The sequence below is a fragment of the Lelliottia amnigena genome, from assembly GCF_019047465.1.
Lineage (GTDB): Bacteria > Pseudomonadota > Gammaproteobacteria > Enterobacterales > Enterobacteriaceae > Enterobacter > Enterobacter amnigenus.
The window spans coordinates 139169-162403 of the sequence record NZ_CP077236.1; the positions used below are offsets into that span (position 1 = coordinate 139169).

The window sequence follows — 23235 nt, forward strand, 5'->3', positions numbered from 1 at the left end:
CCCTCTCCGACTCGAGAGGGAGAAATAATTAGCCTGCACGAAGCAGCGTTTTCATCTTCTCGCTACGGCAAAACTGGCGTTTCATTTCGACCACCAGCGCGTTTCGGGACAGCACAATCATCACCACAAAGGCCAGCGCACCGGCAGCAATTTGCGTCGCCAGCAGCGTTCCCAGCGGCAGATGGCCATTGAGTACAACGCCCAGGCCATAGCTCACCGCCAGCGTCGGCAGCGACAGGTAAAACGGCAACCATAAACTCAGAATGTACTGACGATAGCTGGAGCCCAGCACGGGTTTGATCATCACGAAATAGCTCAGAACGGTATTGATGATTTGCACCAGCAGGAAGCCAAGCGTCACGCCAATCGCGCCTGCCATATGACCACCGACGACAATCGCCGGGATAAACAGGAACGTTTTGAACACATTGAATTTGAAGCTGATATCAACGCGCGCTTTTGCCATCAGCAGCGAGCCAATCGGATTACCGACTGAACGCAGCAAACCGACAACGCAGAGCAACTGCAGAATCGGCACAATGCCGCTCCACTTCTCGCCAAACACCAGCGGAACAAAATTATTGGCGACCACCATCAGCCCAAGCAGCGCCGGGAAGTTAATAATCCCCACCACCGACAGCAGCTTGTAGAAATTGACGCGCAGCTTCTCGGTATCGTCCTGAATTTTGGCAAACGCCGGGAACAGAACACGCGTGATAATAGGGTTCAGCTTCATCGGCGGGACGACCGCCACGTTGTAAGCGAGGTTATACCCCCCCGCCACGCTGGCACCGAGAATGCGCGCCAGAAACAGCGTAGAGAGGTTGGTGTTTACGTAATTGATAATGCTGTCGGCGGTCAGCCACGCACCAAAACGCAGGTTAGAAGACACTGACGCCAGCGAGAAATGCAATCCCGGACGATAGATCTTCCGGCCAAAATAGCCGAACAGCAGGGTTCGCACGGCGGTATTGACCAGATAACCCAGAATCGCCGTCATCGCCAGCGGCCAGTAATGCGCACTCACGACGGTGAAAGTGAACCCCGCGAGCACCGAGGTCGTTTCGATCGTGCCGATTTTGCTGAACTCCAGCTCTTTTTGCATTAATGCGCGGAACTGCTGTCCATGCGGGATCACCACAAAGGCAAGCGAAAGCGTGCGGATCAGCGGCGCCAGGTCAGGGTTATTCAGCACGTCGCCAATCAATCCGCTCAGCAAAAACACCGTAACGCAGACCACAATCCCCAGCCCAACGTTCAGCCAGTAAAGCGTGGTCAGTTCAAGGTGGCTAATCTCTTTGCGCTGGATAATCGAATTGGCGATACCAAAATCCGACAGCGTATCGGCCAGGGCGATAATCACCAGCGAGATGGTCAACAGACCAAACTGATGATTATCAATAATGCGTGCCAGCACGGTCATCTGCACCAGCCCGAGGCCGATGATAATCACCGTGGCGATAGCCGACCACTTGGCGCCGCTGATGGTTTTTTCACGTAAGCTCATGACTGTTCCTTCATACCTTCTCAGAGGCGATACTGGCGCAGCCAGTTTGAACACCGTCAGTACACAACATCCGGCGCGTACGTGGGAATGTTGAGCGCTGCACGGGTTCAAAATGGCAAACAATGTAGCCTGGTGAGGAAGGCATTTAATAAGCTGCTTTATTCACAAAGCCCTTAAAGATCGTCAGGAATACGATTTTGATATCGAACCAGACGCTCCACTCACGGATGTACTCCAGATCGAACTCAATACGTTTTTCCATTTTTTCCAGCGTGTCCGTTTCACCGCGCCAGCCATTGATCTGCGCCCAGCCGGTAATGCCTGGCTTCACTTTATGGCGCAACATATAGCCCTCAATGAGCGCGCGATACTCTTCGTTGTGCGCAACCGCATGCGGACGTGGCCCCACAATCGACATCCCACCGGTCAGCACGTTGATGAACTGCGGCAACTCATCCAGCGAGCTTCGGCGCAGAAAGTTACCCACGCGGGTGACACGCGGATCGTTTTGCGTCGCCTGAGTCACCACACTGTCATTTTCCATCACCTTCATGGAGCGGAACTTCCACACTTTGATCGGCTTCCCGTCCATGCCATAGCGCGTCTGGCGGAAGATAATCGGGCCGGGCGAGCTGACTTTGACCGCCAGCGCTATCCCGCACAGTACCGGCGAAATAAGCAGTAAAATCAGAGTAGCGAGTACGATATCTTCCAGACGTTTCAGGACACGGTTAATGCCGGAAAGCGGCGTGTCGTACAGCGGCACCACCGGCACGCCGTTAACTTCTTCAACACGGGAATGCAAAATGTTAAAGGTAAACACGTCAGGAATAAGACTCACCGAACAGGTGGTATCAGCCAGTTCGCGCATCAGATTACGAATACTGCGTTCCTCGCTCATCGGCATCGCGATATAGACGTTATGGATTTTCCCGGCCCGCGCATCTTCAACGAGCTGTTCGATATTGCCCGCCCATTCAGACGGTACACCGCCCGGTTTTGCATCGTGATAAACACCTACTACGTCCAGCCCCAGCCAGGGTTCTTTGCGGAAGCTGTCCAGCAGCGCCAGTCCCACCGGCAAATCGCCCGCGACGGCGACAAAGCGCTTGTTATAACCGCGATTACGCAGCCAGCCCGCGCCAAAGCGGATCAGCGATCGGCAGACCACTAACCCAACGCTGGTGAGCAGATACCAGCAGAGATACGTCATAAGGCTGTTATCGAAATCGCTGCTAAAGGCCACCAGACCGGCGCTGAAAATCAGGCTCAGCGTCCAGTTTTGCAGCAATAACATCAGTTCTGTCGTGATTTTGACGCCGCGCCACGAACGGTAGAAATCCGTCATGCCGCCGATCATCTGGAATACCACCAGCGCAATCAGCGCCATCAACAGGTGCATGTATAAAAACGGCAGCCCGCTGACCTTACATACCACCCACAGCCCACCGAACATGATGGTAATGTCAGAAAAACGCTGCACCATAGAAATTAACGATGCATTCGTTTTGGCTCGCTCGCGCTTTTTTAGATTTGTCATCGTTGGTCCTGTTTTCGGGTTCCCCCTTCCAGCGGAAGGGGGCAAGGATTACTGTTTCAACAGCGCCAGAATGTCCTGTGTTCGCGCCTCCATCAGCGCCGTGTCTGCCCGCGACTCCACGTTCAGACGCACAACGGGCTCCGTATTGGACGAGCGCAGATTGAAACGCCACTCCGGGAACGCCATGCTGATCCCGTCGGTGCGGTCAATCTCCAGCGCCTGCGGTGCAAAATGTTGCTCCACGCGGGCGATCGCTTCTGCAGGCTTCTCAAGCTTGCTGTTGATCTCTCCGCTCGCCGGGAAGGCCGCCATACGGTCACGCACCAGCTCGCCCAGCGTCTGGCCTTTCAGGCACAGCAGCTCTGTCACCAGCAGCCACGGGATCATCCCGCTGTCGCAGTAGGCAAAATCGCGGAAGTAGTGGTGAGCGCTCATCTCACCGCCATAGATGGCATCTTCCTGGCGCATACGCTCTTTGATAAACGCGTGACCGGTTTTCGACATCACCGGCTGGCCGCCTGCGGCACTCACCACGTCAACGGTGTTCCAGGACAGACGCGGATCGTGAATGATTTTGGCCCCCGGATTTTTCTCGAGGAATGCCTCGGCCAGCAGGCCGACGATGTAATAGCCTTCAATAAACTGGCCTTTCTCGTCGAACAGGAAGCAGCGGTCGAAATCGCCGTCAAAGGCGATGCCCAGATCGGCTCCATGCTCAATCACCGCGCTACGGGTATCGGCGCGGCATTCCGGCAGCAGTGGATTCGGGATCCCGTTCGGGAAATTGCCGTCCGGCGTGTTATGGACTTTGATAAAGGTGACGGGAACGTTCAGTGCTTTAAAACGGGCTTCCAGCGCATCAACCACCGGACCCGCCGCGCCGTTGCCGGAGTTAATCACCAGCTTCAGCGGTTTAAGATTATCCACGTTGATGTAGCCGAGCAGATGGTCGATGTACGCTTTGCGCATGTCGATTTGTGTGTAGCTGCCGCGTTTCGCTTCGTTGACCGGCGGGAAGTCATTCGCCTCCGCCAGTCGCTGCACGTCACGCAGACCGGTATCGCCGCTGACCGGGCGAGCCCCCTCGCGCACCAGCTTCATCCCGTTGTAGTCCATCGGGTTATGGCTGGCGGTCACTTCAATCCCGCCATCAACGCCCAGATGGAAGGTGGCGAAATAAATCTCTTCGGTTCCGGACAGGCCGATATCCAGCACATCCACCCCTGCGTCCTGCAACCCTTTTGCCAGCGCCAGCTTAAGCGCCTCGCTGGTCAGACGCACATCGCCGCCCAACACGATTGTTTTTGGTTTTACATATTCGCCATACGCACGGCCAATGCGCCACGCGATGTCTTCATTCAGCTCTTCGCCCAGCTTGCCGCGAATATCGTAGGCTTTAAAACAGGTTAACTTTTCCATGATGACCCCTTTTTAAGGCAACAGTCGGCCCTCTCCTGTTCAGGAGATTTTATTTTTAAAATGAATAACCCTTTGATTTCGCGTTGCAGAGCATCAGCGCACCCGCCACGCGAAAAAGGCTAATTAGCGCTAAACCCGGCCGTAGCGATCTTCGAAGCGCACGATGTCGTCATCTTCGAGATACGAGCCGGAACGCACTTCAATCAGATCGAGAGGAATTTTCCCTGGGTTTTCCAGGCAGTGCTTCGCACCCAACGGGATATAAATAGACTCGTTCTCACCCAGCAGCTTGATCTCGCCGTTAATTGTCACCTTGGCGGTGCCCGCCACGACAACCCAATGCTCAGCTCGGTGATGATGCATTTGTACCGATAACCCTTCGCCCGGTTTCACGGTAATGCGTTTGACCTGATAGCGATCGCCTGCATCGATGGAGTCATATTTGCCCCACGGACGATAGACTTCGCGATGAATATGGTGCTCGTGACGACCGTCGGCTTTGATCTGCTCGACCACTTTTTTGACGTCCTGCACGGAGTTGCGATCGGCAATCAGCACCGCATCTTTGGTCTGGACGACGACCAGATCTTTCACGCCCACCGTGGTCACAAGACCGGATTCAGCGTAAACATAGCTATTTTCTGTTTTGTGGCTGATCACATCGCCGTGATGCACGTTGCCTTCCGGCGTGTGTGCGCTGATTTCCCACAGCGAAGACCAAGAACCCACGTCGCTCCAGCCTGCGTCCATCGGTACCACCACGGCATCCGCGGTACGCTCCATCACCGCGTAATCCACCGACTCTTCCGGACAGGCCAGGAATGCCGCTTCATCCACGCGGATAAAGTCCAGATCCGGGTCAACAACAGCCATGGCTTTTTCGCATGCGCTCAGAATATCCGGGCGATATTTTTGCAGCTCTTCCAGATAACGTCCCGCGCGGAACAGGAACATACCGCTGTTCCAGTAATATTCACCGCTTGCGACATACGCCTGGGCGGTATCGAGATTCGGTTTTTCGACAAACTGCGCCACGTTAAACGCCACGCTATCGCCTTTGCCCGGCGTCACATCACCACGACGAATGTAGCCGTAGCCGGTTTCCGGCAGATCCGGCACGATACCGAAAGTGACCAGTTTGCCGCTTTCGGCGTAAGGGATCGCGGCACGAACCGCCTCGCGGAAGGCATCTTCCTGCTGGATCACATGGTCCGCTGCCAGTACCAGCATCAGGGGATCGCAATCCGGGCTGCTGCGTTTTGCCGCAAGCGCCGCCAGCGCGATGGCCGGTGCAGTATTACGCCCTGCCGGTTCAAGAATGATGTTTTCAGTCAGCTTGTTCAGCTGACGCAGCTGTTCCGCTACGATAAAACGGTGCTGCTCGTTGCAAATCACCACCGGGCTTTCGCACTCCACGCCGTTCAGGCGCGACACCGTGGTTTGCAACATGGTGAGTTCCCCTTTTAGGCAAAGGAACTGTTTTGGATAAAGCACGCGGGACAGCGGCCACAACCGACTACCAGAGCCACCCGCCATCACAACCGGGTAAAGTTTATTTTGACTCATGTTTATCCCCGTATATCTGCAATAAATTGGCTAAGCACGTTCTCTTTTTCGAGCGTGCGTTCGGCATATTGACGTGCCACCGTGTTCTGTTTTGGCATAGCGAGTGCCCTTTCAATGCCCGCGACCAGCGCAGGGACTGATTCCGGTTCAACGCAAACAGCAATCTCCGGGTAGGTATCGCACAGCTGGCCGAGTTCGGTTTCCGGCTCCGCAGTGATCACCGCGTTGCCGCCGACGGCCAAAATGTTGGTTAATTTTGACGGCAGTACTGCATCCGCCGCGCCGCGCTTTTGCACGACCAAATGGCAATCGCCCATCTTCAGTAACGCAGGCAGTGCCTCGTAGGACTGAAGCGGGAAAAAATTCACGTTGTTCAGGCCGCGTTCGCTGACCATTTTCTCCAGGCGCGCTTTACCGCCACCCTGCCCGACAATCACGAATGTCCAGGGCTGGTTACTCAGCTGTGAGGCAGCGTCGATGACGCTTTCCAGCCCCTGTTTTTCACCGATGTTGCCTGAGTAAAGAATGATTTTTTGATCGGCAGGTAAACCGAGCTGGGCGCGCAATGCCAGCGCATCGCTCTCACTTACATCGCGAAAACGGGCCACTTCTGACCAGTTAGGGAAGAAAATCATTTTTTCAGCCGGGACGCCTTTCTCCAGCGCTTTGTTCATCATTGAGCGCGAGATCGTGGAGACGTAATCGACGTTATGCAGATTGCTGCGCTCAAAGGCGCTGGCGAGTTTGGCCACGTTGCCGCTCTTGCCTTTACCCGCCATGCCCAGGCCGAGCATCGCGTCAACTTCGTAGTCCTGGATATGCAGGATCGTACGGGCACCCGAGAGTTTGCCCAGCAGGCGCATGCCTGGCGTGCAAAAAAGCGTGGGCACTACGCCGATAATACGGTCTGGCTTCCAGCGACGCTGCGCCATCAGCGGGAAGAAGCTGCTGAGCGCAAAGCTGCCCAGATGAATCAGACGCTTCAACGTCGAAGGCTGTTTAGGCACGTACAGCGGACAGCGCCAGACGGTGGCATTGCCCACTTCACGGCGATAGCGCCAGCTGGAGTAACGTTCGCCGACTTTCCACTCCGGATAGTACGGCGGGGCCGTAATGACCCGCACCTCGTGACCCTGGCTCGCCATCCACTCGACCATTTCACCGGTGTATTTACCGATACCGGTCAGTTCAGGTGAGTAGTTGATGCCATACACCAAAATCTTCATACACTTCATCCTTCAACCTGACTCTGCGTTGGCCGCGTCTGCTCACCCCAGTCACTTGCTTCAGCAAGCTCCTGAGAATTCCCAGACTTGCCGCCTTGATTCAGGCTGAAAGATTTCGTGTTACAACCCGGTGCCTCAGCCTGACGCTCTGCAAGGAAGTACGCGCGGCTGTTGTCATGCACGTTATCGCTTGCCAGCAGAGCATCGGGCGTCAGCCAGCGGTAAGCATCATGTTGTGAATCAGGCAGATTCAGATCGGCCTGATTCACTTTCAGGCAAAAACCGAGCACCACGTAATGGGTGCTGAAATCCGTGCCGGAAAAGTTATCGTCATAGAAGTGCTGCCAGATCCCGTAAAACTGGCCTGCCGTCATCGGCAGGCCCAGCCCCAGTTCCGCCAGCGTAAGGCGCTCGAAAGCGCGCTCAAGCCGTTCATCCTTCTGTACGCGTCCACCTGGGACGAACCAGTACCCTTGCGCAGGGCGATTGGTTCGTTGACCCAACAGAAACTCCCCTCGCTCGTTTTCCACAATCAAATCGATGGATATCAGCGGGGTAGAACGCACTACCGTGGCAAAATCTTCCTGACTTAAAAACATGTTTACCCCCGGAAGCGGTGCTGGTTTTCCAGGAACCACTGGTAGGTGCTTGCCAGCCCCTGCTCAAGTGACACCTCGTGGTACCAGCCGAGCTGATGCAGACGCGTTACGTCCAGCAGTTTGCGCGGTGTGCCGTCCGGCTTGGTGGCATCAAACACCACGCGGCCTTTGTAGCCCACCACGTGCGCGATGGTCTGCGCCAGCTCGCGAATAGTGCAATCCACACCGGTCCCGACGTTGATGTGCGAAAGCATCGGCTCGGTATTTTCCTGCCACACTTCGCTGTCTAGCTCCATCACGTGAATGCTGGCAGCGGCCATGTCATCAACGTGCAAGAACTCGCGCATCGGCGTGCCGCTCCCCCACACCACCACGTCAGGCGCGCTTTCCGCCGTCGCTTCGTGGAAACGACGCAGCAGCGCCGGGATCACGTGCGAATTGCTCGGGTGGAAGTTATCGTGCGGACCGTACAGATTGGTCGGCATCACCGAACGGTAGTCGCGGCCATACTGGCGGTTGTAGGATTCGCACAGTTTGATACCGGCAATCTTGGCAATCGCGTAGGGCTCGTTGGTCTCTTCAAGCGTGCCCTGCAGTAGTTCGCTCTCTGCGATCGGCTGCTTCGCCAGCTTCGGATAAATGCATGAAGAGCCCAGGAACAGCAGCTTATTCACGTTGTGCATATGCGCGGCGTGAATAATGTTGCTCTCAATCATCATGTTTTCGTAGATGAAATCCGCCGGGTAGGTATTGTTGGCGACAATGCCGCCAACCTTTGCCGCCGCCAGATACACCTGATCGATACGTTCGTTCGCAAAGAATGCCTGCACGGCTTGACCGTCAAGCAGGTTCAGCTCGTCGCGGGTACGCACCACGACGTCTACATCACCGCGCTGTTCAAGCTGACGGACGATGGCAGATCCCACCATCCCACGATGACCGGCGACAAAAATACGTTGTTTGGTCATTCTCAGGACTCCAGCGCGATGGCAACCTCGTAGCCATGGGACTTAAGCAGGGAGTGTTTTTTCGCCGCTTCGAGATCCTTGGCCACCATTTCAGACACCATTTCCTGCAGCGTAATTTCCGGTTTCCAGCCCAGTTTTTCATGCGCTTTGGTGGGATCGCCGAGCAGCGTTTCAACTTCAGCGGGACGGAAGTAACGCGGGTCAACTTCAACGATCACATCGCCCGGTTTCACGCCCGGTGCATCATGGCCAGTCACAGAAACCACAACGCCCTTCTCTTCAACGCCGGTGCCTTCGAAACGTAATTTGATACCCAGCTGCGCTGCGGCCATCTCAACGAACTGACGCACGGAATACTGCACGCCGGTCGCAATCACGAAATCTTCCGGATTCTCCTGCTGCAACATCATCCACTGCATTTTCACGTAGTCTTTCGCATGGCCCCAGTCACGCAGGGAATCCATGTTGCCGAGGTGCAGTTTCTTCTCGAGGCCCTGAGCGATGTTAGCGATCGCACGGGTGATTTTGCGGGTCACGAAGGTTTCGCCACGACGTGGGGATTCGTGGTTGAACAAAATACCGTTACAGGCGTACATGCCATAGGATTCACGGTAGTTCACGGTGATCCAGTAAGCGTACAGTTTAGCGACAGCATACGGCGAGCGCGGGTAGAACGGCGTGGTCTCTTTCTGCGGGATTTCCTGTACCAGACCGTACAGCTCAGAGGTGGATGCCTGGTAGAAACGGGTTTTCTTCTCAAGACCCAGGAAGCGAATGGCTTCCAGCAGACGCAGCGTGCCCATGGCATCAACATCCGCGGTGTATTCCGGGGATTCAAACGAGACCGCTACGTGGCTCATCGCACCCAGGTTGTACACTTCATCGGGCTGCACTTCCTGCAGAATACGGGTCAGGTTGGAGGAGTCGGTCAGGTCGCCGTAATGCAGATGGAATTTAGGGTTAGCGGAATGCGGATCCTGGTAGATATGATCCACACGTTCGGTATTGAACGACGAAGCACGACGTTTGATACCGTGAACTTCATACCCTTTTTCCAGCAAAAGCTCCGCCAGATAAGAACCATCCTGTCCGGTAACGCCGGTGATGAGAGCGACTTTAGACATGTTTATTTTCCTCTACTTATGAATTCATTCAGTTTCAACGCGTTCGCGTATCACCACTGCGGGGTTGCCACGGCAAATCTTATTTGCCGGTAGCGATTTAAAAACGCTGCTGCGTGCACCAATAACCGTGCCATCGCCAACAGTAATACCAGGTGCAACAAAGACATCCGTCGCCAGCCAGCATTTTTCGCCAATCACAATCGGCGTGGCGTTAATATCAAAATGCGGACTCATAAAATCATGACTGCCGGTACACAAATAACACTTCTGAGACACCACGGAATGTGCGCCGATGGTAATTTCACCCAGGGTGTATAACACCGCGTCATCCCCTACCCAGGCATAATCACCGAGCGTTAATTTCCACGGATACGTAATTTTGACTGACGGACGAATAACCACATTTTTGCCGATTTTTGCGCCAAACATTCGCAGCAAAAAAGCGCGCCAGCGATACAAAACCTGCGGCGACCAGGCAAATAATGTTGCCTGCACAGCCCACCACAATTGCACCTTAATTCCATTGCCGCCCCGAAATCCTTTGGGAACGGAAAAACCACTGAGATCCTGCATAACCTTCCCTTATATTCAGATTTTGTTATATAAGGCTTTCGTTTTGCCCGTCGTTTTCAGACGGAATAAATAGGATAATTCCGCCCAGAAGCCCGGCACGCGTAATATATTGCGCTGCACTTTTTTGGCATCCTGACATAATTCCAGATTATTCGAGGTTGACACGCCGCCCATGGAGAATTCAGACACCAGGCCTTTAATTCGACGGAACGGATAACCTGATTTATACAGGCTGGCAGCCAGCGCATAATCAGATGACACCTTATATTGCAAATCATAGGGCTGTTTTTTCAGCCCGGCTGTCGGGAAGAAAATTGCCTGATGGCTTGCCGGTAAACTATGATAGATATACCAGCCGGGTTTCGCGCTACGGCACACTTTATTGCCGTCACCAAAATCCAGTAGCGCATCACCGATAACCATGGCGTCGTCTTTCTGGCGTGCAAGTTGACGCGCAAACAGCGCCACGTCTTCGTGGAAGATATCGCCAGAATTCAGGAAAATGGCATAGCGCCCTTGCGCCATCTCGATGCCTTTATTCATCGCATCGTAGATGCCTTTATCTTTCTCACTGATGTAGCGTAAGTTGAACTCCCCGTTAAGTTTTTCGAGAAATTCAGCCGTGCCATCGTTTGAACCGCCGTCGACCACAATCCATTCAAACGTGAGGCTGGGATCGCGTGCCAGGTTGCGCAGCGAGCGCCAGGTTTTTACTACCCCTTCGTGATTGCGAAAGGCGACAGTAATGACGCTTAGAAACATAAACCACCTCATTTTATCATCCCCGTCATACTTCAGGTTGCCTGTGCGTTGGCTTTCCTCGCTCACCCCTGTCACGTACTTAAGTACGCTCCAGGTGATTCACTGCGTCGCCGCCTTCATGCAACTCGAATTATTTAGGGCCTACGGTCGTAATATTGAGCGCTTTACGCAAAATAAACGGACACACAATTAAGAACGCATATTCCGGGCTAAATATTGACCCGGTAAAAAACAGTGACACCGGCGTAAAAAGATAAAGCTGCACACGAAAGTTTTGATTATCGCCAAAGGCATTGATCATCATTTTGAAAACTTTAAACATGTACCACAGCGTTAACAGCACTGCGAACCATGAGAAATAAATAATCAGCAGATACAGACCATTGTCTATGGTTTTACCGACGTCCGCACCGTTAAAGATTCCGAATGATGCAACATATTCATAAAGTGAGCCAAATCTGACTACGCCATCGATATGGGTTAAAGAATACCCAACCATCACCAGCGGCCCAATAATTCGATAATATGATGACGAACCTTCCGTGCCTAAATCACCCAGACGCGTGGCGATGTAGGGAAATGCAAAAACAATACCCACTAAAAATACGGTTAACGAAATTATTGCTAACGGTAGTTTTTTCTTGATCGCGTCTTTGTTCAGATACTGAAATGCCCATTCAAGCAGGTAAAACAGGATAAACGTCATTACCCCAGAGAATGAGCCTGACAGAACAATCCCAGCAAGAATCATAGCATCGGTCTTGGGGGTTTTGATACCAAACTGTTTGATGCTCAGCCAAATTGAGATTAATGCCAGAGCAAAAAATGCCGGTTCAAAATAAAGCGCCGTGGTTCGCTTGCCACCAAATTTAATGAAATTCAGAACATAGCTATTACTGTAAATCAGATATTTCGAAATTATTTCCATCAGGCTACTGCCGCCGGTCAAAATAATTTGCGCCATTTCTAATGCAGCAAGCACAACAATGAACGTCACGGCAATATAAAAGAACCTAAGGATTTTCCTATAATTGTGCGGAGAAATTGTTTTAAAGCGAATACTCCACACCATGCCGATAATAATCACGATATAGACAAACAGCATGGTAGAGGTAACGTATTTGCTCGCGTCCAGCGACTGACCGAAGAGGTAGTTAAAGGCCGTTAAGCCAAAACCTAATCCCAGTGCAATCATCAGCTTCTTAAGGCTGATTTTCTCAACGTACAGCAACAGCAAAACGGGCAAGAAGGTGACGATGGTTATCGGGAAGCTTTCGCCGAGCTGGGCAATTTTTACGTTGACCAGCAGGTAGATAAGCGGAAGCAGCAGATAACTACAGATTCTGATAGAACGAGACATACTCCTCCAGCATCTGTTGGCCGCTGTACGCTTTACGGCTGCGGTTGCGGAACGATTCCAGGTCAGTGCCAAAAACCGCCTGCGCGATGTCAGCCTTGGATTGTTGCACCAGCGGTAAAACCGCCTCTTCGCTGAAGGTTTTTCCGCCCGACTTTTCCAGCACTTCGCGTGCGGCATCGCTGTGGGTCGCAATGACCGGTACGCCAATGGACAGCGCTTCGCACAAAATCAGCGGATAGTTATCCACGCGCGAACTGAATACCAGGGCATCCATTCCGTTCAGGGCGCTCATCAGCTTGCGCTTATCCGTTTCGAATCCGTGATTTGTGACGTTAGCGCCTTCAAACGGTGAGAATTTACCGAAGGTATGCAGCTCAATTTTGTCGCCGAGCGCCATCATGTCGCGCACCAGCTGCTGATTGGTTTTCCCGTCGTAGCGCAGATCGTGGGCCACCACGGCGATTTTCGGTTTACCGGGGGTCACCGCCACCGGCGTGAGCTCCGCCAGAATTTCTTCGGTCGCCACATCAATACCGTTGTTAATGATCTGGCAACGGCCCGGGCCGTACAGACTATTAAACGCATCGGCGACGTGCTGGCTTGGCGAGATAAACGTACACCCCAGCGCCAGCATGTCACGGAACAGCTGACGTTTGCCGGCCACCAGCTTGTGCGCGCGATCCACTTTCACCGGGGGATAATTAGAAAGCGTCGGACATTTCTGGCAGTCTGTTTTCCAGCCTTCACAGCCGTCGGTAAATGCGCAGCGCCCGGTGACGCTCCAGTGATCGTGTAAGGTCCACACGAATGTAGTGTCCGGTTTGTGCGCCTGCACGTTCTCGCAAAATGCCACCACCTCTTCCAGATTGAGCCAGTAGCTGTGCAAAACGTGGAAATGCAGTACCACCGGCCCGGAAGTGCGGGTCACGGTACGATAAAGACTGTTGAGATTGCCAAACAGATCGCGGTTAAACAGACGGAACAGCGCGATGTTAGCAATGGACGTCAGGCGCGGCGTCTGCTTTAAGACCTGCGGATAATCATCATGACTAACGCTTTTTTTACCGCCTTTGCCATAGCCGTAGACAAAACGTGACTGCAGACCTTTCTGCAGCGCGCGTTGATGCAGATCCAGCGCGACGCCAGCCGCCCCGCCTTCTGCCAGGCGAACGTTAAATTGCAGAATATTCATTTGATGACCTTCACACGGGCTTTTTCACCGGTGACAAGCGCGTTATCAGGAATGCTGTCCAGCACCACGCTGCCCGCGCCGATAGTGACGTTATTACCCACGGTAATTTCACCGATCATGACGACGTTTGCGCCCAGTTCGACATTGTTGCCAATCACCGGGCACGCCAGACTCGCCGGACCACGGTTGCCGATGGTCACGCCGTGACGAATCGTGAAATCATCACCCGCGACGACAAATTTATTGATCACCACGGCATAACCATGATGAATGGTAAAGCGTCGCCCGATAGTGGCTGCGGCCTGAATTTCGTAACCAAACAGGCACTCGGTGATAATGCGATACAGCACCAGAATCGGTGCCGCCCACAGATTATTGAGGACATTTTTTTTGCGCCAGACGGAGCAAAAATGCGCAATGCGGTACGCCAGAACCATGCAGCACGGGCGCAGGCTCCAGCTGTTGGCGCGGAAATCTTCCAGAATCATTATTTCCCCCGCAGCCCATCAGCCAGACGCTTGGTATTGCGAACGGAAAAGAGCGTCAGCAGCGTGCGCCAGTTCATGCGCTTGTTGCGGATCTGATACAGCGTAAAAAGCTGATATTTACGGCTGGCACGATCAAACTTGTCTTTGTGCTTGCGGTAAAAATGGAAGTAGCCAGAGAATTTCTTTGGCGACGAGGTGATTTGCATCTCGCCGTGATTGATATGCAGAATTTGCGTGGCGTCGTCCACTTTCCACGGTTCGCCATATTCCACCACCATGCGCAGGAAAATGTCGTAATCCTGCGCGGCTTTCAGTTCGGTATCAAACAGACACTCTTTAAAACGCCACGCCCAGGTAAAGACCTGGTTGCCAATAATGTTGCGCTTGTAGAACAGGCGGCGTGAGTACGGTGACTTCGGATACAACGGCAGGCTCGCCGGTTGGGAGTAGACTTCACCCTCGCAGATATAGTCATTGGCGTACAAAAATGCATGCGTCACCAGCTGATGCTTATGCGCCAGGAAAATGGACAAGCGGTTTGGCGTCCATTCATCATCATCATCAATACCCGTGATGAACTCACCAGTAGATTGCAGAATCGCCTGGTTTCGCACCGCGCACGCACCGGAATTCACGTCATTGTGAACATATTTGACCCGCGTATCGCCCAGCTCTTCAACGAACTTCTGCAGCTGCTCATAAGACGAAGAGCAGTCATCGACGATGATCATTTCCCAGTTGTCGTAGTCCTGACGTAATACCGATTTAATCGCGCGGATCGCCAACTGCTGACGATTCCAGGTCGGCATATAAATGGAGATCAAAGGGCGTTGTGTTGTCATTTTCTTCCCCGAATGGCTGTTTTTATTACTTGCCCTGCATCCCTACCCTCTCCACAAGGGGCGAGGGCGGAAAAGACGTATCGCGCTGTCACCCTCTTCTTATGAGCAGAGGGTGACGGTGAGAGGCAGGCGGTTATTTACTGTCGGACTTGTACTCGTACTCGTAATACCCGTAATCCTGGTATCCCGTCGCACGGCGGAAGATGGAGTTCAGAATCACCCCTTTCACCTCGATGCCGTTCTGCTCGAAGCGATTCAGGCTGGTTTCCACTTCCTTCAGCGTGTTGACCGCATAACGGGCCACCATCAGCGTGGTGCCAGCATGGCGACCCACCACGGCGGCATCGGTCACGGCCAGAATCGGCGGGGTATCAATCAGGACGAAATCGTAATGTTTGCTCGCCCACGCAATCAGTTGAGTGAAACGCTCGCTCATCAGCAGTTCGGAAGGATTGGGTGGCACCTGACCGCGCGGTACAAGGTCAAAGTTAGTAATCGACGTCGGCTTGGCGCACTGCTCAATCTCGCCTTTGCCGAGCAGAATCTCAGACAGGCCGTTGACGTTGTTGGTCCCCAACAGTTCGTGGGTATAGCCCTTACGCATATCGCAGTCGATCAGCAGCACGCGTTTATTGGTTTGACTCACCACCGCCGCCAGGTTGGCGCAGACGAAGGTTTTACCAATCGATGGACTGACACCTGTCATCATCAGGACGTTATTTTTGGCCTGCATCATGGCGAAGTGCAGGCTGGTTCGCAGGCTACGCACCGCTTCAATCGCCAGGTCCGTTGGATTCCCCACGGCCAGGAGTTGACTCTGTTTGTAGCGTTTAACCCCTTTAACGGTTTTGACGCTATCACGCGATTTCTGCCATTCCGACAGCGGGATGCTGGCGTAGACGCTGATCCCATTCTCTTCGAGCACCTGCGGGCTTTCGATTCCGCGGTTGAACAGGGAACGCAGCAGCACGCCCATAATCGACAGCATCAGGCCGAGAATAATGCTGCCCAGAACGATCAGCGCTTTTTTCGGTTTGAGCACGCCCGGTTGGGTGATCGCCGGGTCAACGATACGGACATCGCCAACGGTACTGGCTTCGGTGATCTTCAGCTCCTGCTGTTTGTTCAACAGCTGCATGTACACCTGCTGGCCGGATTCCACATCGCGGGTCAGACGCACAATTTCCTGCTGGGTTTTTGGCATCGCCGTTACGCGGTTATTGAGTTTTGATTTCTCATCTTCCAGCGCCTGACGTTTTTCCAGCAGCGTGCGATACGCCGGGTGACGTTTGGTGTAGAGCTTCGAAATTTCCGCTTCTTTGAACGTCAGCTCATTCAGCTGCGCGTCGATGTTCACCATCGAGTCGAGGACGGATTTCGCCTCCAGCGGCAGATCGACCGAATCTTTATCCTGACGATAGGCGTTCAGCTTGTTTTCAGCTTCATCAAGATGCGCGCGCACTTCCGGGAGCTGTTTTGCCAGGAAGGCAAGGCTTTTTGCCGCCTCTGCTGACTTACGCTCGACGTTTTGCTCAAGATAATTACGGGTAATGCTGTTCAGAATGTCGCGGATCTTATCTTTATCTTCACCGGTAAAGGTCATGCTCAGGACACCCGTGTCCTTACCATTTTCCGTGACGGTGAGATTGCCCTGCAGATTGTTGATCATCCCCAGCATCGAGAATTTGGAGACGGTGAATTTGCCGCCCTCAGCCGCCTTGATGTCGCTCACCATCATGGTCACGCCGTTTTTGGTCAGCATCTGTCCCACTTCGCCACGCGCGCTGAACCCGGCGTCGCTGGTGAGCTGGTATTGTTTTGGCCCAAGAACTTCAAGCGTGAAGACCTGATCGCCCGCCCCTTTTGGCAGTTCAAAGGTGGTCACTTTGACCATGTCATTTTGACGGCCCATCAGCCTGTCCCAGCCGGCACCAAATATCGGGAAAGTATCTTTGGTGACACCGATGTCGAGATCGAGATCGTCAACGGTTTTGCCGAGCACCAGACGCGACTGGATAAGCTGAATTTCAGCGTCCGACGCCGGTGGTTTATTCGCCAGCGCCGAGCCGATATCCTGAACCAGCGAGTTGCCCGAGTTCTGCTCAATTTGTACCAGCGCATCGGCGCTATAGATTGGCGTCGCAAACAGGGTGTAAATCACCGCGGCTAACGCAAATACTGCGGTAATGCCCAGCACCCACCATTTCGCCTCAACGACCGTCCCAACCAGACGACCAATATCTATTTCATCACTGCCCGAAATCGGGGCGGCAGAAGGTTTTGTTTTTTCTGTCATTGTTATCCCTGCTGAGCTTTCAGTGCCTGCGCCCACTGTTGGGCAGACTGGTCAAGTAAGGTATAAACCGCCTCAAAGGCCTCACGGCTTTTACGATACGGATCGGGAATTTCGCGTTCACCGTCCCAGTGACCAAACAGCATCACTTTGCCGCGCATCTCCGGAGCGAGTTCACACAGCGCATGGATATGGCGTTTTTCCATTGCCAGGATCAGGTCGTAATCCCGGCACATCCGGCCCGAAACCTGACGAGCAACGTGCCCGTCGAGGGAGAGGTCATGTTCCTGCGCCACGTTTGTTGCGCGCTCATCAGCCCCTTTACCGACGAGCGCCCCCAGCCCTGCTGATTCCACGATCAGATTGGGCTGGTAATTTTTCAGCAGCCGTTCAGCCGTGGGGGAACGGCAAATGTTCCCCACGCACACCACCAGAATTTTGTTAAACATCGCGATTACCAGGTATGAATGTTGCGCGCCGTATCCGTCATGTAGCGGACGCCACTGATGGTTGGCAGCAACTGGTTGATCAGACGGTTCCAGCGGGCAACCGGTGCCGTGGTGACGTACACCACATCGTATGGCTGGAGGCGGAACTCGGTTGCCATAACCAGAGACGTCGCATCGGACATATCGAGCTGGTAGATGTTGGCAATTTTGCCTTTGGCACTGCCCTCGCCTTTCAGCGGACGGATAACGAAGATGCCGCTGGCGTTAGACGCCGTCATGTCGAGGCCTTCCGCATTGCCCAGCGCTTCGGTCAGGGTCATGCCGCTGAAGTCCATTTTGAGCGTGGTTTGTTTCTTCACTTCGCCCATCACGAACACTTTCAGATCGTCATTGCGCGGAACAAACAGGATGTCGCCAGGATAGAGCAAACGGTTTTGGCTCAGATCGCCGTTCTGCATGAGCGCCTGGAGCGAAATGCGCTCTTCTTTACCGTCGTGCGTCAGCACCACGTTGCGCCAGTCAGCAGCATCGGTCAGACCGCCTGCCGTGTTAATCGCATCCAGAATCGTCAGCGGTACGTTAGTGATCGCCTGTTGGCCCGATTTATTGACTTCTCCGGACACATAGGCTTTTTGCGAACGGAACGCGGCGATATTAACGTCTACCTGCGGATCGGCGATGTACGTCGCTAAGCGGCCGGTAATATCACTACGAATTTCTGCGAGCGTTTTCCCGACGACGTGAACTTTGCCGATATAGGGATAGAACATCGTGCCATCTGGCTGGACCCAGTTACCGGTGTCGCTTGAGCTACGATATTGTCCAGCAGGAGTGGTCAGTTCAGGGTGATCCCAGACGGTCACGCTGACGACATCGCCCGGACCTACGCGGTATTGGTAGCTCGCAATTTCCTGGTCCAGAGACATATTTGGTTGCGCCACATTAGGACGCGGACGTAATTGTTCGACAAGACGCGGCGTTAATGGATAAACATTCACCATTTTGTCGAGATCAAAATCAGCATCCTGTTGCTTGATCACATCCTTGCCCACTGTTGACATATTGCTGCCGGGAAAGACCGTACAACCACTCATCAAGGTCACAGACACCAATAATGGCATCAATTTCATTTTGGATTTCATCATTGATTATTTATCACTTTGGCAGAGTAATTATCCTGTGCAATTTAAATAAGCGCGGATCGTTTTGGCATTCAGAATGCAGTTAATCAAAAAGAAATATAACTGGCATCATTCCTAAAAAAAACTTATTCACCCACTGGCTATTGACAGAATAATCGAGGCTGATTCACACGCTTTCAGGCACGCTACCGCCCTTGGCTTTCAGTTACCAATCCACTGACGAAACAATGTGTTATGGATAGACACCCTCTTAAAACTGGTTTCACGGATATATATATCCGGCACATTTAGCAGCCATGCCGAATTGAAATTCAGCCCCGAAGACCAGTACAAAAATAGCAACAAGAAGATTTAGCATTTGATGCTGCGGGAATTGTTGCAGCTAACCTAATATCAGGCAAGGAGACATCCGCCCTAATATTCGTTTTTAAGAATAATATTAAGCGCAAACTTTCGTAGTTTTAGGAATTTCTTCATATTGACTTATAGCAATCTTAAATTAGCTGGTGCGATATTTCCTAATTATTACCACCAATAGAAATTTAAACTTCCCAGTAGAAATAATACGGTTATTACCATGAGGTATTTCCCCTGCATCGATTAAGAGAAATCTCAACCCGGCATTGCAATTTCCGCCCACATTATCCATGATCGAAGTGTGACAACTGTCATATAACTAAAGGTACTGCAATTACTATGGAATGGATTGCCGATCCGTCAATCTGGGCCGGGCTGGTGACGCTTGTTGTCATCGAATTAGTCCTGGGCATCGATAATCTGGTGTTTATCGCTATACTGGCCGATAAATTGCCTCCGGCGCAGCGCGACCGCGCACGCGTAACCGGTTTGCTGTTGGCAATGGTGATGCGCCTGCTGCTGCTGGCCTCTATCTCCTGGATGGTCACGCTGACCAAACCCCTTTTTACCTTCCACGACTTAAGCTTCAGCGCGCGCGATCTGATCATGCTGTTCGGTGGGCTGTTCCTGCTGTTTAAAGCCACGGTCGAACTGAATGAACGACTGGAAGGCAAAGACAGTGATAATCCCACCCAACGGCGCGGCGCAAAGTTCTGGCCGGTCGTGGCGCAAATCGTGGTCCTCGACGCGGTCTTCTCCCTGGATTCCGTGATTACCGCCGTAGGAATGGTCGATCACCTGGCGGTGATGATGGCCGCCGTGATTATCGCTATTACCCTGATGGTCATGGCGAGCAAAGCGCTGACCCGTTTTGTGAACAGCCATCCAACGATTGTCATTCTGTGTCTGAGTTTTCTGCTGATGATTGGTTTTAGCCTTGTGGCAGATGGTTTCGGTTTCTCCATTCCTAAAGGCTATCTGTACGCGGCGATTGGGTTCTCGGTCATTATCGAGACGCTGAATCAGTTGGCGATTTTCAATCGACGCCGATTCCTGTCCGCAAATCAGACATTGCGTCAGCGTACTGCTGAGACGGTGTTGCGCCTGTTGAGCGGTAAAAAAGAAGATGCCGAACTCGACGCCGAATCCGCTTCGCTGCTTGCCGATCACGACGACAGCCAGATTTTTAACCCGCAAGAACGACGGATGATTGAGCGGGTATTGAATCTGAATCAGCGCTCCGTCAGCAGCATCATGACATCGCGCCACGACATCGAGCATATCGACCTCAACTCACCAGAGGCGCAGATACGGGCGCTGCTGGATAAGAATCAGCATACCCGCGTGGTCGTCACAGGCGGCGATGAAGAAGACGATTTGCTCGGCGTGGTGCACATCATTGACCTGCTGCAACAATCTTTACGCGGCGATCCGCTGGATTTACGCGTGCTTGTCCGTCAACCGCTGGTTTTCCCGGAAACCTTGCCGCTGCTGTCAGCGCTTGAGCAGTTCCGTAATGCCCGAACTCACTTTGCCTTTGTGGTGGATGAATTTGGTTCTGTCGAAGGTCTGGTCACCCTCAGTGACGTGATGGAAACCATCGCGGGGAATTTACCGAACGAAATCGATGAGATAGATGCGCGGCACGACATTCAGAAAAACGCTGACGGTTCCTGGACGGCTAACGGCCATATGCCGCTGGAAGATCTGGTCCAGTATGTTCCCCTGCCGCTGGATGAGAAACGTGAATATCACACCATTGCCGGATTGTTGATGGAATACCTACAGCGTATTCCGAAGCCGGGCGAAGAGGTCCAGGTGGGCGATTACGTGTTGAAGACGCTACAGGTCGAAAGCCATCGCGTACTAAAAGTGCAGTTGATACCACTGCGCGGGGAAGATGATTTAGATTACGAAGTGTAAAACAGAGCCGGGCAAGCGTTTGTCGCGCGTGCCCGGCTAGAGATCAAAGCTTATCGATCAGCTTCTTCACGTCCTTGCCGTTTTGCGAATCCTTGTTTTTGTCCGCCCAGTCATTCAGACGACGCTTCGCTTCATCTTGCAGGTGTTTACGCAGAATCTGGTCGACCTGGAGGCTGTAATTCAGCTCCTGCCATTTTCCGTAAACGTTGAGTGGAATAGGCGTTTCTTTCAGGAAATCGATCAGCTTGCCCTCCCCTTCCCAACCGGACAACACGCGGACGTTGAAACGCGTGTCCGTCGTCTCTTGCACCAGATCCATCGTGCCTGCGCCCGTCAGGTCCAGAAGTGAAGATTGCCCCTTCATCTCGTCAAGCTTCAACTGGCCGTCATTCAGCGTCAGATCGGCCGTGAAGCTATCAAGCCGCGTCGCGCTGTCATAACTTTCAGTGGCTTTGACGCTACTGCTGCGTTCGACAGCCTGCTGCACCAGCTGCTGGAAATTCAGGCCTTCCATGCGAGTATTGGTCAGGTCAATGTGTGCCGTTCCCTGCCAGCTGCGCCGGAATGCTTCAGCATCAATTTTATCGCCGGAAAAATCACCCGCCATCGTCAGATTGCCGGTCAACGCGATAGGATAATTGAAGGCATTGAGGATTGAACCGATCTCAATGTTGTCCAGACGTGGCTGGAACTCGGCTTTCGCCATGCCCTTACGCACATCCAGAATACCCGGCAGCGAAATATGCCCCGCGCCCATTTGACCACTCAGTGCGGAGATAACCAGCAGGCCATTATGGTTAAGCATCTGGCTGCTGACATTGGTGAAATCCATACCACGCCAGCGCACAGCGTTGGCTTTAAGCTGGATATCCGCGGTGAAGCTGCGCAGCCCGTTATAGTCCGGTTGATCGACATTCGAGGCAATAACAGGACGCGTTTGTTTAGGCTGATTTTGCCCCTGCTGCACCGCTTTATCGTCGGTAGCGACAGGTTGAGGCGCCAATAGATTTTCCAGATTCAGCTTGTCAAACTGGAGATCAAAGACCCATTTTGGCTGTTCGCCCAGCACGACGCTAGCGCGCCCTTTCAGGGCACTGTCGTTGGCTTGCAGGTTAAGATTATTCAGTTCAAGCTGCTTGTGATCTTCGCGCCAAATCCCCTGCAAACTGCCCTGCCCGGTAATCCCCTGGGTAGGCAAATCAACACCGGACAGCTGCCAGTTGAGCTGGGTGATATCCGCTGTAAGCTGATGCGGATAGTCGGACGCATTGACGTTTGCATTCATCGACAACGTCAAGTCGCGCTGATTTCGGTTTATGCGCCCTGAAAAATCAACTGTCGCCACATGGTGTTGATCCTGTTCCATTTTGAGATTGATATTACGCAGTGTGACCTGCTCTTCACTCTCATGCTGGAACACCAGAATGCTGTCCACCACCTTCAGATTAGCGATATCAAACGACCAACCGGCATCTTCAGCGACGTCAGGTAACGAATTTTCATGCGGCGCGACCGGCGCATTCTCTTTTCGAACCGCTTCGGTTTGCGGCGTAAGTTGAATGACCGCGCCTTTCAGCATCACCTGCTCCACCTGCAGCTGATGCGACAGCAGCGGCAGTAAGGCCACATCGAGGCGCATATTGTCTGCAGTGACCAGAGGAACGGAGGCACCAGGCGCTGTCAACGACATCCGCCCGGACAGAATGCTGAGCTGCGGCCAAACGTGCCAGCGAAGTGACCCATCCAGCTTCAGTTCATACCCGCTTCGTGCTTCGACCTGCCGCACCATATAGCTGCGGAAATCATTGGGGTTAACCAGCAGAACTAACGCCGACAGGCCAGCGACGACCACCACCAGCAAAATCATCAGCGTCGTAAGAACTCTTCTCATGGCATCCTCGGTGA

The 23235-nt window shown here is 53.1% G+C and carries 18 protein-coding genes and 1 pseudogene; 1 reads left to right on the forward strand and 18 read right to left on the reverse strand.

Annotation, left to right across the window (positions count from 1 at the left end; translation table 11 throughout):
• Positions 1-28: 28 nt before the first annotated feature.
• From wzxC to I6L74_RS00760, 17 genes and pseudogenes are all read right to left on the reverse strand, one after another.
• Complete coding sequence (gene wzxC / locus I6L74_RS00680) at positions 29-1507, reverse strand: colanic acid undecaprenyl disphosphate flippase WzxC (protein ID WP_059179548.1); 1479 nt, start codon at positions 1505-1507, stop codon at positions 29-31.
• Positions 1508-1652: 145 nt separating this feature from the next.
• Positions 1653-3047, reverse strand: a complete 1395-nt coding sequence (wcaJ, locus tag I6L74_RS00685; protein ID WP_059179547.1) for an undecaprenyl-phosphate glucose phosphotransferase — start codon at positions 3045-3047, stop codon at positions 1653-1655.
• Between the two features lie 48 nt (positions 3048-3095).
• Positions 3096-4466 (reverse strand): colanic acid biosynthesis phosphomannomutase CpsG, encoded by a 1371-nt coding sequence (cpsG, locus tag I6L74_RS00690; protein ID WP_059179546.1) that lies wholly within the window; start codon positions 4464-4466, stop codon positions 3096-3098.
• A gap of 129 nt (positions 4467-4595) precedes the next feature.
• Entirely contained in the window at positions 4596-6032 is a 1437-nt protein-coding gene (gene cpsB, locus I6L74_RS00695) for a mannose-1-phosphate guanyltransferase (protein WP_059179545.1), read from the reverse strand.
• 2 nt (positions 6033-6034) lie between these two features.
• The gene (gene wcaI / locus I6L74_RS00700; protein ID WP_059179544.1) at positions 6035-7258 is read right to left on the reverse strand and encodes a colanic acid biosynthesis fucosyltransferase WcaI; all 1224 of its coding nucleotides are present in this window, start codon (positions 7256-7258) and stop codon (positions 6035-6037) included.
• 125 nt (positions 7259-7383) lie between these two features.
• Positions 7384-7857: pseudogene (locus I6L74_RS00705) on the reverse strand (GDP-mannose mannosyl hydrolase); the annotation flags it as partial.
• Between the two features lie 2 nt (positions 7858-7859).
• Positions 7860-8825 carry a GDP-L-fucose synthase gene (gene fcl / locus I6L74_RS00710; protein ID WP_059179542.1) on the reverse strand — a complete coding sequence of 322 codons (966 nt, stop codon included), beginning with the start codon at positions 8823-8825 and terminating at the stop codon, positions 7860-7862.
• Between the two features lie 2 nt (positions 8826-8827).
• Positions 8828-9949 (reverse strand): GDP-mannose 4,6-dehydratase, encoded by a 1122-nt coding sequence (gene gmd, locus I6L74_RS00715; protein WP_059179541.1) that lies wholly within the window; start codon positions 9947-9949, stop codon positions 8828-8830.
• Between the two features lie 24 nt (positions 9950-9973).
• Positions 9974-10522 carry a colanic acid biosynthesis acetyltransferase WcaF gene (gene wcaF, locus I6L74_RS00720; RefSeq protein ID WP_015959667.1) on the reverse strand — a complete coding sequence of 183 codons (549 nt, stop codon included), beginning with the start codon at positions 10520-10522 and terminating at the stop codon, positions 9974-9976.
• Positions 10523-10537: 15 nt separating this feature from the next.
• Positions 10538-11284, reverse strand: a complete 747-nt coding sequence (wcaE, locus tag I6L74_RS00725) for a colanic acid biosynthesis glycosyltransferase WcaE (protein ID WP_059179540.1) — start codon at positions 11282-11284, stop codon at positions 10538-10540.
• A 130-nt stretch (positions 11285-11414) separates the two neighbouring features.
• A complete protein-coding gene (gene wcaD, locus I6L74_RS00730; RefSeq protein ID WP_059179539.1) occupies positions 11415-12644 on the reverse strand; it encodes a colanic acid polymerase WcaD in 1230 nt (409 codons plus the stop codon).
• Positions 12619-13836 carry a colanic acid biosynthesis glycosyltransferase WcaC gene (gene wcaC / locus I6L74_RS00735; RefSeq protein ID WP_059179538.1) on the reverse strand — a complete coding sequence of 406 codons (1218 nt, stop codon included), beginning with the start codon at positions 13834-13836 and terminating at the stop codon, positions 12619-12621. Before wcaC ends, wcaD begins: the two co-directional genes overlap by 26 nt.
• Positions 13833-14321 (reverse strand): colanic acid biosynthesis acetyltransferase WcaB, encoded by a 489-nt coding sequence (gene wcaB / locus I6L74_RS00740; RefSeq protein WP_096759587.1) that lies wholly within the window; start codon positions 14319-14321, stop codon positions 13833-13835. Before wcaB ends, wcaC begins: the two co-directional genes overlap by 4 nt.
• A gap of 2 nt (positions 14322-14323) precedes the next feature.
• Positions 14324-15166 carry a colanic acid biosynthesis glycosyltransferase WcaA gene (gene wcaA, locus I6L74_RS00745; protein WP_059179536.1) on the reverse strand — a complete coding sequence of 281 codons (843 nt, stop codon included), beginning with the start codon at positions 15164-15166 and terminating at the stop codon, positions 14324-14326.
• 133 nt (positions 15167-15299) lie between these two features.
• The gene (gene wzc, locus I6L74_RS00750; protein ID WP_059179535.1) at positions 15300-17462 is read right to left on the reverse strand and encodes a tyrosine-protein kinase Wzc; all 2163 of its coding nucleotides are present in this window, start codon (positions 17460-17462) and stop codon (positions 15300-15302) included.
• Between the two features lie 2 nt (positions 17463-17464).
• Entirely contained in the window at positions 17465-17908 is a 444-nt protein-coding gene (gene wzb / locus I6L74_RS00755; protein WP_059179534.1) for a low molecular weight protein-tyrosine-phosphatase Wzb, read from the reverse strand.
• A gap of 5 nt (positions 17909-17913) precedes the next feature.
• Positions 17914-19053 carry a polysaccharide export protein gene (locus I6L74_RS00760; RefSeq protein WP_059179533.1) on the reverse strand — a complete coding sequence of 380 codons (1140 nt, stop codon included), beginning with the start codon at positions 19051-19053 and terminating at the stop codon, positions 17914-17916.
• 693 nt (positions 19054-19746) lie between these two features.
• On the opposite strand from I6L74_RS00760, the gene I6L74_RS00765 reads away from it, so the two are divergent.
• Positions 19747-21330, forward strand: coding sequence for a TerC family protein (locus tag I6L74_RS00765; protein WP_059179532.1), 1584 nt, complete (start codon positions 19747-19749; stop codon positions 21328-21330).
• Between the two features lie 43 nt (positions 21331-21373).
• Here I6L74_RS00765 and asmA read toward each other — a convergent pair whose 3' ends face one another.
• Positions 21374-23221, reverse strand: coding sequence for an outer membrane assembly protein AsmA (gene asmA / locus I6L74_RS00770; protein ID WP_059179531.1), 1848 nt, complete (start codon positions 23219-23221; stop codon positions 21374-21376).
• Between the last annotated feature and the right edge of the window lie 14 nt (positions 23222-23235).